This is a genomic window from Ruminococcus flavefaciens, assembly GCF_900108555.1.
GTDB classification, from domain to species: Bacteria; Bacillota; Clostridia; order Oscillospirales; family Ruminococcaceae; genus Ruminococcus; species Ruminococcus flavefaciens_P.
This window is the reverse complement of record NZ_FNWV01000006.1, coordinates 14398-29946: the sequence shown is the minus strand read 5'-3', so window position 1 is coordinate 29946 and position 15549 is coordinate 14398. Positions and strand designations below refer to the sequence as shown.

The window sequence follows — 15549 nt, the reverse complement described above, 5'->3', positions numbered from 1 at the left end:
TTCCGATATTGTTTCCTATGCTCCGCCATTTTGATTTGTTGTAAACTCCATGCCATTTAGTCCTCTAAAATCCGCCTTAAAGCCGAAATACAGCATTGACATTTTACCGCTCGTATGATATAATTAGTATAGGAAAGAAGGAGATGATACCAATGGCTACTGTTCCTACAAGTCTTGCCAACAGCATTGACGCTTCCGACACCCGCGCTAAGCTTGATGCAGTTGCTAAGAAGCTGATCAAACATCGTATCATACTTGCCGAGATACTGAAAGAATGTGTCGAGGAATTTGAGTGATACGATATTAAATATATTGAGAAAAACTGTTTTGCCGGTGAGGTTCAGGTGAACGAGGTATCTGTTGACCAGGACGTACCTGATGCTGATTCGGCTATCGTCGGCTCTGATACCGAGGACAATTCCGACAGTGAGGGCTTAGTTCGATATGATCTGGTTTTTGATGCCATAATCCCTAAAACGAGCAAGGTCGTTCGGCTTGTCATCAACATTGAGATACAGGTCGATACAAAGATGTCATATGCTATCGTGACAAGAGGTGTGTACTACGCTGCTCGCCTGATCTCACGTCAGAAAGGAACGGTCTTTGAGCGCTCCGATTATGACAAGATACAGAAGGTGTATACCATATGGATATGTCCGAGTCCCAGCGGCGCAAACACTAACTCAATCGTGGAGTATGGTCTGAAACCGACTAAGACGATTGGTCAGGTCAATGAACCTGTCGAGAACTACGACAAAATGAAAATCATTATCATATCCTTGAATGATAAGGGTATGGAAGGTGATAATAGTATCATACGTCTTTTGAGTACGCTTCTTTCCACAACCGAAAGTGTTGAAAAGAGAAAGCAGATACTTGAAAGCGAATTCAATATCCCAATGACAAAGGAAATCGAAGAGGAGGTGCTTGAAATGTGTAATCTCGGTATGGCTGTTGAAATCAATGCAACTGAAAAGACTTTACTTGATAGTATCAAAAAGCTGATGGAGACTACCAAATGGACGGTTCAGCAGGCAATGGATGCGTTGCAGATACCTAAAAAGGATCAGGCACGCTACGCCGCTATGCTCGGTTCAAACAACTAAACATTATGCCCACCAAGTCTATAATGGCTCGGTGGGCATTTTCTTTATCTGTCAACTTCCACATTCATCTCAAAACCCCCCTTGAAGATTATTTGCACCTCGGTCTTTGACAGCACTCTGATACACTCAACAACCTTTCTTACGGTCACATCATCATATTCGGTCATTTGAAACTTTGCTTTTTGAAGCTCCTCAAATGCGGACATCAGGTGATAGCGCTTTTCATCACTGAGCTTTGACTTAGCCTTCCTGTCGCTGATCTGCTCTTTCAAGAATTTCTCCTCGTTGATAAGGTCTTCAAAATCCCTATCAAGTGAGTCCTCATCTACTGCTCCGCTTGTAATTAGATGAACAAGACCGTTTCGTGCTTTGGATATTTCATTCAGCCGCATTTTCATTTTCTCTATCTCCGAAGCTGCGATGTCTTTGTCTGTCATGACCATCATCAGATTTCGCTTCATTTCTTCCATCAACTTCTCACCGTCAGCATATACCCTATTGAGTGCATCGACAATAGCGGTCTGGAGCTTTTCCTCATTTATAGATGGTGAGTTCTTACAGTACTTACTGCCGTGGTCAAGTCTGCTGATACACCGCCATACTATCAGCTTGTGACCGTGAGAAGTCCACGTTACACGGCGATATGCCGTTCCACACTCACCACAGATAAGAATATCACTGAGAGCATACTTGCTTGCGTAATGCCCCTGCTCTGTCTCGGTTTTGTCGCTTCTTTTTCTAATCGAGCCACGCCTCGCAAGCTCCTGCTGAACACGGTTATAAGTATCACGTTCAATGATAGCAGGGTGGCAGTCATACACGATATACTTGTCCTTTTCACCGTTATTCTTCACCTGTTTATGCAGAATACAGTCCACCGTATAAGTCTTTTGCAAGACCGCATCACCGGCATATTTTTCATTTTTGAGTATGCCGTAAACCGTTACCGATGTCCAGTCAGTTGTGCCGTTCCATTTCTTGACACCCTCATCACGTAGCCTTCTTGCGATACGTTTCAGGCTAAGTCCGTCAAGATACAGCTTGTAGATATATCTGACTATCTCAGCTTCTTCCTCCACGATGACAGGCTTGCCGTCATCTCCTCTGCGAAAGCCCAGCATCTTATCAAGGGAATATTTGACCTTTCCCTCTTTGAATGATTTCTCCACACCCCATGTGACGTTCTTGCTGATACTTTCGCTTTCAGCTTGGGCGAAAGAGCCATACAGCGATATGATAAATTCGCTGTTCATCGTCATGGTGTTGATGTTCTCCTTTTCAAACATTACACCTATACCAAGCAATTTCAGCTCACGGATATATTCAAGGCAGTCAACGGTATTTCGGGCAAAACGGCTGATAGACTTACAAAGCACAAGGTCTATCTTCTTCTGTTTGCACCTGCGTATCATCTTATTGAATTCCTTGCGATTCTTGGTCTGCGTACCGCTGATGCCCTCATCTGCGAATATGCCTGCAAGTGTCCATTCGGGATTGGAGTTGATAAGCTCGGTATAATATGCGATCTGCACCTGATAACTGTTCTGCTGTTCTTCATGGTCGGTAGATACTCTGCAATAAGCAGCTACCCTTATCTGCTTGAACTTTCTCTCCCTGACTTCGGCAGTTGTCAGCGCAGGTATCACGGTCACATTTTTTGCGGTCGGTATATTACTCATCTGCATCATTCTCCTTACATTGGTACTACCAGCCCGGCGCAATCCTACGACGGGCGTGGTCTTGTTCCTGCAAGACTTTCGATCTTAAGTATCGAATTTGAGCCTCGCCCAACTGGCGTTAGGTGCTCGATCCTGCAAATTCCTCTGTGATATTTGCAGGATTTCTTTTTTGAATAAAATGCTATCAGGCATTTTTGCATTATTTCTCCGATTCTTCCCTTGTCTATTGGTTTGTTGCTGTTGTTGTAATACTCCGCTATATATTTGGCGGTAATGCTGTTTGAAGTAATATCAACCGCCGATAAAATCGAAATCAATGCCGGAATAATCGTCCTCGTCAGAGGTTTTCAAGCCCTCCGTGGCGCTTGGATTGCCGATCTCGGCATATCCTCTGCTGTTCTCCGTTCCTACGGGGATAGCCTGCATCGGTGCTGTCTGCATAGGGTAGCCCCTGTTCAAGCTCAGCATCAGGCTTGCAAGGAACTTCGGCATTTCGGCAATAAAAGCCTTGCCCACCTCCGAAACGATCTGCTCCACGAAACGCTCCTCACGCTGACGGGTCTCGAAATAGGGATCATCAGCAAGTCTCCCCATACGGTCAAAGTAGTCATTCACTGCCATGATCGCCGCCACGTTGGTGGACTTGATCTTGTCCTTGTCGTAGTTGTGGAGATAGTCCCAGGCTTTGGCGTGTTCGGGGTTGTCCATATTGAAGCGGAAGCAAGTCGTTCTGACACACTCTCTGTCCTTGCCCATATCACTTGCCCTCCTTCCTGAGCTGTGCGGCTGCAAAAAACTCATACCCCTTAGCCGATGCACAAATGTCTCCGATGATAGTCACTCTATCCTTGTCATAGTTCCCGAAGTTTTCAATCAGCTTTCCGCCGCCGCCCGTGATGTAAAGGCGCATCATCTTCGGGTCATATTCATACTTGCGGAGCAGAGCGAAAATATCCTCGGCATACTCGGCAATCGCCTGACAAAGCACCTCAGCATACTCACTGTCAATGTCCGCTTTGCCGTAGCGGATCATGCTCTGAATAATCGTCTCGTCCACAGTGACACCCAGCTTGTTCATCATTGCGTTGGACGCAGCCTTGACGCACTGGTTCACACCCATTTTCTCGGTGTAAGTCTTGGTGTTGATGACACGCTTGTTGCTGACGAAAATGATGTTGACCGTTCCGTTGCCGATGTCTGCGATCATGCTCAGACCTGTCATCTCGTTCAGCTTCTCCACCACGGCGGCATAACCCTGCGGATAAACATAGCACCCGATGATGCGGACGGAGTAGAGCTTGTCCTCATATTTGAAGTCCACGCTCTCCCTCTGCAACATATACTTGCGGAAGTCTTCACGCTGTCTGCCTACCCATGTGATCGGGAGACCTACGGCGAGGTAAACCTTAGCCGAGGTGATGCCCTCACGGTTCAGCTCACGGGCAATGCCCATAAGCGTGAACAGGTAGTTGTCATCGTCCTGCCACTTGTCGGCAAGATACTCCTTGTGTCCCTCTCCGATCTGATAATAGTTCCCCTCAAAGAAAAGAGTGTTCTTTGTAAAGGTCGGTGCAGCATCGAGCTTGGTGATGCCTGTGGGCGTGACCGTGTTGGCGGTCTTGATGTTTCCGTAACCGTGGTCGATGCCCACGATCAGGAAGTCGTTATAATGTTTCAAAACAGATACCTCCGTTATACTTTTATTCAGCCTTGCGGATAGCTGTATGCTGTCCTTTGACTGTAATTTCAGTATAGCACAGATAGGCCTCCAACGGGTTGACAAGAACTTGACAAGAACCTGACAAAACAGTTTTGTCAATTCTGTCAATTTTGTCAGGTCATGTTCTGATTGGCAGCGGAGAGAGAAAAATGTGAGCTGCAAATGAACAAGCCCTCGGAAATTTGCACTCCGAGGGCGATTAAATATGTGGTAGCAGGTCAACTTTGCTCCCACCGGAATCAAAGTTGACAAAAAAACACGGCTCTCCGTATTTGGAGAACCGTGTCCTTTGAATTAGTTGAATAACTGTAACCTCAGCTTCCGCTTGCTTTAATATACTTGGTATACAATCGCGCATTAGTATACTTTATAAACTTTGTGCGTTTCGATTTATCCCAGCCACTATTATCAACATTCCAATCTTCTTCATCATCTATAAGCTGTACAGTTAAATCCACCTCATAATTTGAGTATAGTCTTGACGGACTGCTTTCAAAATCAGAAGTGCCTGTGTACACATAGAATGTGATTGGAATATTCAAGATATGAGTTGTAGTATTTTCAAGCAATGCTCTCGGGAATACAAAGGTATACTTTGTTGTTCCGTTAGATGTTTCTCTTGGAGTCTTATACGCAACAGTGAAGTTGGAATCATCTATTACTACTCCTGACAAGTAATCCTTTAGAACTAATGGATCGCTATAATCATCAGAATTCTGTGATTTTTGCCTAAGTTCCAATTCGCACATAACATAATCGTAAGTAGGATAGCTCACATCGTTAGCAATAGGAGAAAGGTCATATGTCGCACGAGTTCTAATTTCTACGGGAGAAGTTTCACCGTCAAGATCACTTGCGTTGATTCCTAACTGACCATAAGGCGCATTATCCTCCGCATAAGCATTATATTCGAGTTTTGCATAGTCCACAGATGTTATGTAGTAATGCATCACTCTTAATACAGAAGCCGCTGCGGTATTTTTGCTTAGTGCCGTATTGACCGAATCATATCCGACTTTTGAATTACAAGAAAAATCTGTATAGTAGTCTGAACCATGATTGGTGGAAGCTGCAAACTGCTCTGTTCTCGAATCGGGAGAAGCATATGTTATTGTTATATCAGCTTCAATATTAGCACCATCTGCAAGTAATTGATTCTTTATGTTTTGACCTGTCTTTACTTCAATGTATGCTGTCCCTACCGTTCCGGTTATGCTTTCGGTTTTTTCAACTCCTGCTACGCCGTTAATACTGTAATTACCTGTAACAGTTGCATTTTTAGCAATTGCCTTAACAGTTGATGTTTGATCATGTTTAGTAGCATAAACAAGGAAACTTTGATAAACTTCAACCGAAGCATCTCTCATTATAGCATCCAATTCAGTTTTAGCAGTTGAATTTAAAGATATCTCTGCCCGTAATCTTGCATTAACTCTTGGATTATTGGAAGATATTTCAGCAGAATCGGAATTAGAATAATTTGGTGTTATTGATACGCTGTTTTGAGTGAACAGGTTACCGAATACAACGTGAACATTTTGCGAAACACCAACTCTTGCCGGGCTTGAGTATCCGCTGACTTCGCCAGCATCTATCTGATAGTCACTGAACTGAATTGCAGTTGTTGATGGTGTAAAGAACGAAATATAGTAGCTTTCCTCCATCGGAACATATCCTGTGTTAGCATCGTTTGCTGTGGTAACCGTTAATGAATACTTTGTTCCTTCATATACCTCATCTTCGCCAATAGTCGCATAATACCCATCTGTTGCCCGTATTTCAGCTCCATCAGCTACTGCGGCATCATCGTCTGCATATGTTCCTGTAAGTTTCTTGTACTTTCCATTCGCATCAACAGCAGCCGTTATTGTTAGATAATTGTTGAAGTATACTGGGGTAAAGGAAGCTCCTGTATTGTCTATGTTTTCTTTGAAACTACTCAAACTCAGTTCACCATTTGATACTGCTCTCCCAAAAGTAGAATAATAATGTTTGTCATAGTTGTTTCTGTCAACGAGAACTAATACTGTATCATTGCTGATTGGTGTTCCAGGATTGCCCTGCAATGCGATATTCAGCTTTTTAGAAGTATAGTTAGATAATAACTTATCTCCGTAATTGACAGCATTTTGCCATTCTTCTCTTGTGCGGAGATATGTATAGCTGAAATAGATTGTAGCAGGCGAACCTAAGTTTTCAACTACTGGCTTACTGAATCTGTTGTTAGCAGAATACCAAGCACTCTCATAATTTGTTCCGGAGCCGGTTGCAATACTAAAATCATATTTCAACATTTTCTTTACGAACACAGGAATGTAAAGATGATACGCAATGTTATCGGTGTCCGTTGGATCGTTGAAACTAATGTCAATCAAAGAGAAAGTTGGAACAGATTCAGAGGAGTCGATTTCACTGCTATTTCCGTCCATATAGTATCTTGTATTGGAATTTACGTTTGAGCTTTCTCTTTTCAGATTAGCATCATTTGATGCAACAAAATTACCGTTTATCAACTGCATTTTATAAATGTTTATATTGTAAATATTGCTTTGCTCAGTCGAGAAATTATAACCTTCACAATTTGTTAATAGCTTGATATAGCTTGTTATCATGTCATTTGCTCGTTTATGGCTGTTATCTTCAAGAACCAAAACTGAGAAGTCCTGTGACAGACTATCAGCCGCTGATCCCCTCCATTCTGTTTTAAATGTTGAAATATTACTCAGTGAGCCGTCATTCGCATAGCTTACACTGTTCAGGAAGTTCTCAAAGGTTGTTTTTGCCGTGGTAACATCATATCGCTTACTGCTTGTTCCTGTTCGCATATCTGCTAAAATAGTCTTAGCAGGAACATTTGATGTTGCTGCAATGGCATCACCTGAGAGAATAGTATTACCGCTTATGATCGTAAGTGCGGGATTTACAGTAGCATACGGTGAAGCAGCAGATACCATTGTCGCATCTGTTCCGCCAATTTTGGGTTTAGCGCTATTAGCTGTTCCATCATAGCCAACACTATTGTAATCTGAGAAGATAATATAGCTTCCCGAAGGTAATGATGTTTGTTCACAGCGAACCGCATTTGAGTGTATCAAGCTTTTGCTATTGGCGCTTGCCGTAGGTGTACTGCTTCTTGAAAAGCCTACTACCTTTACGGTTTTGTTATTCAAATAGCCAATTAAATCACCTGAATACTTATTTGGCGCAGTATTTGGGACGGTAATAGTATCAACCACAATATTATATCCTAAAAGCTGATTACTTGTACCAGACATATTACCAATAACAGCACCGGTATCATTTGATGCAGATTGGAATTCGCTTCCCTTGATTATAAAGTTTTTAAGGTTTAGCTTGGCACTGTTTTCATACCCGCCTACACAGCCGCCAACATAACCGTCTAATGCCTTGAAAACATAGGCAGTCACACTGCTGTTTGATATGGTAAGGTTTGAATCATTAAGATTTCCGACAATACCGCCAACCCTATTTGTTCCGGTAGCTCTGTCACCGCCGATATAGGCTGCTTTAGTGTTTCCGTTAAGATGAACATTTTCAATAGTTCCTCCAGTGCCATTCAGTCTGCCAACAACACCGCCAGCCCTATAAGCCGACACGGTAATACCTGTAACATTACAGTTGCTGATCGTTATTCCATTACCAGCGGAAATACCTATTATTCCTCCTGCGGGTCTGAGCGTCCAGCCGTCAGAATTATTATAGTTCTTAGCAACGGTAACTTTTCCAAGACTTCCGGTTGCTGTTGATTTGCTGATGTTCAGATTTGAAACTGTTAAACTGCCGTTATTGTTTGAACCAATAATACCGCCAATACCAACTGTTCCGTCTTGTTTACTGATGCTCTCGGAAGAAATGGTATTAATCGTTACAGATGATTTGTTGTTTTCAGCATCACCGCCAATAGTCAAAGCTGAATTATTGTATCCAATAAGACCGCCTGAGCGTAATGGTCCGGAAACCGAAACATCACTTGCCGTGAAATTCTGTATTGATACCGTAGAGGTATCGGTAATTGCACCGAAAAGCCCCCCTGCATCTCTTGCACTCTTCACATTGACACCTGACAGATTTACACCTGTCATGGTTAGTGAATTGTTTACATTCTTGATACCTGCAAAGCAACCAGCGCTTTGGTAGAGGGTTGACAAAACAGCATCGTCCTTGCTAAGTACACGTTGTCTGCTGTCACTTCTTGTCTGATCAATCGCATTGACCTCAATTGTTCCTGACAGAGTCAGATCAGTGACTGTACAATTGCTTGAATGCTTGAATGTATTAAACAAACCAAATCCGCTTGATTCAGCAGGAAGATAGTTTTCAATCGTCGCATCAGTTATGTCCTGATAGTGATTATACAGCATATCAAGCGAAATATTTGTGCTGTCGCCGTCAAGAGAATTTACACCGAGTTGATAACCGATGTTATCAACATTGAATCCGCCGATACCACGGAAACCCTTATTCAATACCCACGAACCGCCGCTGAATGTAATATCATAATTGGTCGTTGTGGTTATTTCACGGGCATTTCCAGTACCCTCAGTATATTTATAAATGATATATGGTTCAAACTTGCCTTTGGCATAAGAAGTATATACTTCGGAGTAGTTTGCAATAGTATTGTTAGCTGTATTGAAAATATGCGAATCACACACGTTGCTTTGTGTCTTGCCACTAACGCCAACATCTTCATAAGTGCCGGAATGAGTGGATTTGAAATCGCTCGCTTTATAGCTAATTGTTCCGTTTGCATCATTTGTACTGCCTGTTCCACTATTAACTATTATCGAAAGCACAAGCATAGCCTGAGCATTTTTTACATTGATCTTACCGTCGCTTGTGACTTCCAACTTAGCGAGTGAATTGTCAAGACCAGGAATATAATAATTTTTTGTTCCGTTCGCCATAGATGACTGTGATGTTGTGGTCGTTGCAGTATCTTCATATACAGCGTAGCCGTTAATAACTCTGCCAATGATTGGATTAACGTATAGATATTTTGTTGATGTTAGTATATCGCTGATAGTGCTTGAACCGTCAGAGAAAGAAACGCCAGCAGACAGTCCTGTTTTGTTAGTGGTCATATTACGGAAGAACAAACCTCCGTTTACAACTGCACCTACATAACCGCCAACAGGAACTACCTGAGAGCCGCTTCCCATTGTAAATGTTGTATTGCTGAAAGTGAGCCGTACATTATCAATGATATTATCTCCACCCATGATCTTTCCAATTACAGCGCCGTAACTCGCACAGCCTGCATTATACTGGAATTGAGTAGTTGAAGGAGAAGTTTGCTCAAAAGTATACGACAAATCATTCACTTGTACTATGACATTCTTGACAACACAGCCGTTGCTTGTCAGTATCAGCGGATTTGCACTTTTGTTAGTTATGCAAGGATACCTTGTCTCAGTTCCCTCAGTACCATCAAGTTTATTATAAGCATCCTGTTTGCCTACAATAACTCCTCTGAACGCATATCTGCCCTCGTTGCCAGCACCTAGACCTGCAAACTTAGCAGGAAGAATTAGGTCATCAGTGATCTGATAATATGCACCCGCAAGGTAAGTACGAACCATAACATCGGTAAACTCGTTAGTTACACCCGTTAGATTACTTGTATATTTTGAACCGTTGGGACTGAATGTCGCACGACAAGTACAATTTGAATCTGTATAAGGCTTATTCTCATTAGAATTATGATTACACCATTTCAGATTCAAGTCGCCAGTATTAGATGTACTATATGTACTACTATTTGAAAAATAATTATTTGCTTTATGAGGAAGTCTTACTTCAAATTTAGAGTTTACTGTATCACCACGAAGTATCTTTGCAAGCGTAACAAGCTGTTCGGCATCATCAATAACATAAGGATCATTATAGCAGCCACAACCATTTATGAGATTAGCTACAGTAAGATTGACTTCAAGCTCATGGTATTTTTCTACATGAGCCGTTCCGTCCATTGTGTCATATTCACCAACATAAGGTCTGAATACAGTTTTACTAAAATCGTAGTATTCATTTCTGTCCGCATAATAATTCTTATACAGAGGATTGGTAAGATACGGTCTGCTTGCCGAATAACATTTCTGTTCACTATCACTTTTTTCAACAGTACCATCTGATTTGAGTGTACCATTATCAATGGTATATGTGATTTCTTGACCGTATGTTACATTATGAGGGTGAGATGAACCGCTTGCTGCCCAATCTTCATCAACAGTATAGTTATATGTTCCGTTACAGCTTTTTGTATAAATAAACCAATGCAGTAAGGTTGATCTGCTAAATATGCTTCTGGACGTTTTATAAACACCTGAATAAGCAGCATTGTTATTGTATGTTCCTGCATTAGATCCGGATGTAACCGTAGCAGACGGTATGTTGTTATCAGAAATACGGCTATCGAGAGTGAGCTTGCCGAAGTCAAGGCTAATATTCGTCGAAGTGCCGTCCTCAGCGCCGACCTGACCAATCAAACTGCTTGCGGCACTCCATGCCGAATCGGCAGATTGCATCTCTGCATATGATTTTCCCGTTGCAAGGTCGTCGGCAGTTGTCTGCACACCATAAAGATTGACAGTCGTGTTCGCAGCAACTTTGTTTATAAGCAATGGCGAGTACGGATATGATGCAGGTGTATCACCGTTAGCAGGCACATAAGCTCCATTAACATAAGCCCCATTGAGTTTGATAGTATTTGTATCAGCATCCTTAAATGTTGTTACTTTACTCGTGTTACCGCCAAGCGTACCGCATATAATAAAGCCCGAACCGGCATTGTTTACTCTGCCAACGCTGCCTTCGATGACCATATTATTTGTGGTAAGTGTATAAGCAGTATTATTTACAGAATTATAGTTTCTGAACAAACCACAGTGCATCATATAGTGCTGAGTATGGTCAGAGTCGGTACCGATGGTTGTTCTGCCAACACCATCTGCACTTTTCTCTTCACTATCTTCAAAACCTTTATTCTCAAATTTCAGTTTTGAAATAGCTCCAAATGTCAAAGGTCCTGAATAATCTATCGGATAATACGAATATCCGGTCATGTCCAAATCGCCACTTATAGAAAAACCGCTTGTTACCACATTGCTCGGATTGAACTTGCTTCTAAAAGTGCTGTTGGCATATTGATAAACGCTCCACAGCATAAGTTTATCAGCATTTGTTTTTGTCGTTTTATTTCTGATAGTATATAGATTATAATAGTAGCGTGAATTGGGGTTGGTTTTTGCGGAAGCAGTGTTCTTACCATAATATGATTGATTCTGATAAGTGTTGCATGAAGAACCATTCATAATTACCGGATCTCCGGCAGCATTTGTGTTAATAGAAATGACCGCAGCATCATTATCTACAACACTATTACGAGCCGTCTTATTTCCATTATTATTCTTATACCACCAGCTATACGCCATTAGTTCATCGTATATACCGATTTGATCAAATGTCAGATCGCCTTTAGCAGATGAAATAGTATAATGTGTCTTATCTTTTAATTCAAGGTATAATGCCTGTGTTCCGTCTTTTAATCGTTCGCCGGTATTTACAAGCATACCAAACGGGCTGGCATTTTTGCCGGTCACATTCAGTTTATCTATTTCTATCTTATCAACGCACCAATAACCAGTTGAGAATGTACAAAGTCCGGCAAGCAAAGCATTATTTGAACTTCTGCTATCAAGTTCAATACTGCAAGCTGTCGTATTACCTATTGTTACGTCATTAAGGTATATTGAACTGTTATACCACTCATATCCCAACAATCCCGCACAGCCTTGTGCAAGTGAACTTGTTTTAACATACGCCATAATATGAGAATCATTAACAAACAGTTTGTTAACATTTACAACCGATTCTGTTCCTTGCTTTGTTAAGTATGCGATTAGTCCGCCATACTTTGCCGTTTGAACATCTCGACGAGTTTCGGTATATGAACTTTCAACATTACAACCATTTGTTCCACCAAAAGTAAGAGTAACTAACGCTTTATCTTTGTTATATATACCATTATTTACCGTCGAAACAAAGCCGCCAAAGAAAGTCTCATAATCTTTGTTGTTGGTATTTGCATCTATGGATGCTCTGGTTGTACAATCCTTAAAATCAATATCAGCGGAATATGCACTATTATTGTTATTATATCTATAGCCAACATTTGAAAAGAATCCTGCAACAAAACCATTTGCATTATTTCTGTAGAAATTCATACTGATAGAAGAAACGACATTTTCTATTTCTGCATACCCTTTTTCGAGAGAAGCAATTCCACCTGAGTACAAAACAGTTGATATGCCGCCAAGCCAAAAATCGCCATCTATTGTTAAATTCTTTAGCTTAACTTTATTTGTGCTGCTCGCACCGCTTAATTTTGCGAATAATCCAGTGTATTGATGACGATAAATTCTTCCGGTATTATATACAGTTCCGTCATTAACATTTGAAGCAGGAGTATCTCCATCCGATTTAAATCCGTATGCTTCACCAACAGCGAGTGTAATTGTTTTACTTCCACCGTTGAATGTACTTGTAAACTCAACCGCTGTGTCCCCATTATCTCTTGTTAGTCCTGTTACGCCTGTTCCAGATAGATCAATATCATTGGAAGAGGTTATAGTGATCGGATTGCTCAGGAGTGTTGCAGAATCCGAACCAGCCATAACCAGTGCGTCACCAGTCGCACCGCTTGAAGCGGATTTTAGTTGAATATGAAGAGCAAGGCGAATAAAATCGGCTCTGTTTGCTATTGCTGTGGCAGTGAATGTTGGAATCGTCACATAATGTCCCGAAACCAGATTTGATTCATCAACAACCTGATTACCATTAATATCACTTGCCGTTAATCTTAATACCTGTCCCCAATCATAAACATCATCAATATACTGAGATGCTGATGGTCTGATAAAACTCCATGAACTATCAGTTCCTGAACCCTTTGAATATATCAGTGAACTTCCTCTACTATGGACTATTGGAGACATATCTGCATCGCCTGTATTCAGTTCAGATAGATTGGTCGTTCCAGATATTTTCAGAACGCCTTTTGGCATATTGTATACCAATCCGCCATAAAGTTTTCCTCTAATACGGATAGTACCTGATACATCTATAAAGCTGCTCTTATCATTTCCACTGTAGTATACAAGGCCACCTGATAATTTATCGGTTACACCTTGTGGCTGCCAAGTATAAAAATTCTCAATCTTGACATAAGCCGCAGCAACCGAATCGTCTATTGTAGAAACAACACCGCCGTATTTTTTTACGTTAGAGGTATTATTGTAAACATATGTATTTTTGACATTCAGTGTGTTCTGTAAATTATTTGTCTTATATTTATAAATCACACCGCCTTGATCGGACTTGCCGCTTCCGAAATTTATTTTTAACAGTTTATTTGCATCTTGATCATTAACACTTGAAACATCACTTACATTACCATCAAAAACGATCGTTCCTGCACTTGCTGTAATATTTTCAAGAACACCGAAATAACCGCCTGCATTATTTGATGCAAACGTGAGAGGAACATTTCTGAAAGAACTATCTATTGTAAACTTCTTTGCAGGTGTGACAACATTGCCCGAAGCAGTATCGGAAGCAGTATTCTCATAGTATCCAAACAGATAACCCGATGCAGTTCCGCCGTTGAGCGTTGTGCCTGAAGCCTTAAATCCACTTGTGATGCTCATATCAGCAGTAGGCTCTGTTGTTGTGTCTGTTCCAATGAATGCATCTTGAGCCTCGCCCACGATACCGCCAGCATAGTTTGCACCGTTTATAGACTGTGTTACACTGCCAAAGCCCGAACCTGTAAGGGTCAGTTTTGAACCGGAAGCCATCTTGCCAACAATACCGCCTGCCGAACCACTTGTTGTAGTGATAGAATAGTTAGTATTCGTCCCGGATGAATCAAGATTTGCAGTTAATACCGAATTAGCTCCAAGTGAGCCGCAGAACAAACCTAAATCAGAAGAACCGGATACATTAACGTTTCCTTCATCATCGGTAGCGTTATTTGTGTACTTAAGATTCACTTTGCAATTTGCAGCAATATCTCCTACCAGTCCGGCATAAGCATAAGATGTTTTATTATGAGAATTGTCCTCTATATAACTTGAAATAATTTCCCATTTTGCTTCAGTTGAAACACTATCGCTGTTTACAACATGATTTGCAAAAAGAGGAGCTATAACATAATCTGTTTTAGTAATTGTTAGTGAACGAATATTATTTGCTCCCGTTGTACCGTCCGTTATTTGTGCTGCAACATCTAAATAATTGAACATTGGTACAGCTAAGTTCATGTTTGATGAAGCGGTTGAAGAAATTTTTATAGTACCCTTAAATGGCTTTGATAAAGTTCCGATGCTTTCATATCCGCTATATTCAACATTTGTAGCTGATGTAAAACCAATATTTAAAATATCAGTCGAGTGATCTAATGAAGAAGTATCTGCATATTCATTGTACATTTTTGAATAATAGACCAACTGTGTATAGGAATTGATAGTATATTCGGTTGTAGATGCTCCCTCCGTGATACCTGTAACATTTATGTTGAACTGCTCAGGAGTGTAATCCTCAATCGAAGTATCACCAGAGGCATTAAGCAGTCTTGTAAACGCTCTAAAGCCACTATTTCCTTCATTGGGATTATCTTCAACGGTCTCCTTTTCAATGTCTTCCTTTTCAGCAGTATCATCATCAACTGTCTCTATTTCAACATCTTCTTTTTCGGCTGTGTCTTTTTCAACAGTATCATTCTTAATATCATCTTTTACATCAGTATCTTCATCGGCAGTTGGAACATCTTGTGCCGAAGCAGAAAAAGAGGTATTCGCTCTCAACCAGCTAAACATTTTGCCGATAGGTGATAAATCACCGTTCATTTCATTTAACGGCAGATTATTCATGACAAGAACAGCCGCTACAATTGCACTTGTCACTCTTGCCTTACGGCTTCGCTTTGCAGGCTGAATATTAGTCTTGTTCTTTTTCATAGTTT

General features: G+C 41.1%; 6 protein-coding genes. 2 read left to right on the top strand and 4 right to left on the bottom strand.

The annotated features are described in order from the left end of the window. Positions 1-152 precede the first annotated feature (152 nt). A complete protein-coding gene (locus BLW60_RS16810; protein ID WP_175460914.1) occupies positions 153-296 on the top strand; it encodes a hypothetical protein in 144 nt (47 codons plus the stop codon). Between the two features lie 48 nt (positions 297-344). After that, positions 345-1106 carry a PD-(D/E)XK nuclease family transposase gene (locus BLW60_RS09365; RefSeq protein ID WP_081348193.1) on the top strand — a complete coding sequence of 254 codons (762 nt, stop codon included), beginning with the start codon at positions 345-347 and terminating at the stop codon, positions 1104-1106. Positions 1107-1150: 44 nt separating this feature from the next. On the opposite strand, the gene BLW60_RS09360 is transcribed toward BLW60_RS09365, so the two are convergent. The 4 genes from BLW60_RS09360 to BLW60_RS09345 all read right to left on the bottom strand — a co-directional run bounded on the left by BLW60_RS09360 (position 1151) and on the right by BLW60_RS09345 (position 15544). Then, positions 1151-2785, bottom strand: a complete 1635-nt coding sequence (locus BLW60_RS09360; protein WP_074716716.1) for a recombinase family protein — start codon at positions 2783-2785, stop codon at positions 1151-1153. Between the two features lie 291 nt (positions 2786-3076). After that, positions 3077-3541 carry a hypothetical protein gene (locus tag BLW60_RS09355; protein ID WP_074716714.1) on the bottom strand — a complete coding sequence of 155 codons (465 nt, stop codon included), beginning with the start codon at positions 3539-3541 and terminating at the stop codon, positions 3077-3079. Between the two features lies 1 nt (position 3542). Then, a complete protein-coding gene (locus BLW60_RS09350; protein ID WP_074716712.1) occupies positions 3543-4463 on the bottom strand; it encodes a ParM/StbA family protein in 921 nt (306 codons plus the stop codon). Between the two features lie 356 nt (positions 4464-4819). Next, complete coding sequence (locus BLW60_RS09345; protein WP_074716710.1) at positions 4820-15544, bottom strand: hypothetical protein; 10725 nt, start codon at positions 15542-15544, stop codon at positions 4820-4822. Positions 15545-15549 lie beyond the last annotated feature (5 nt).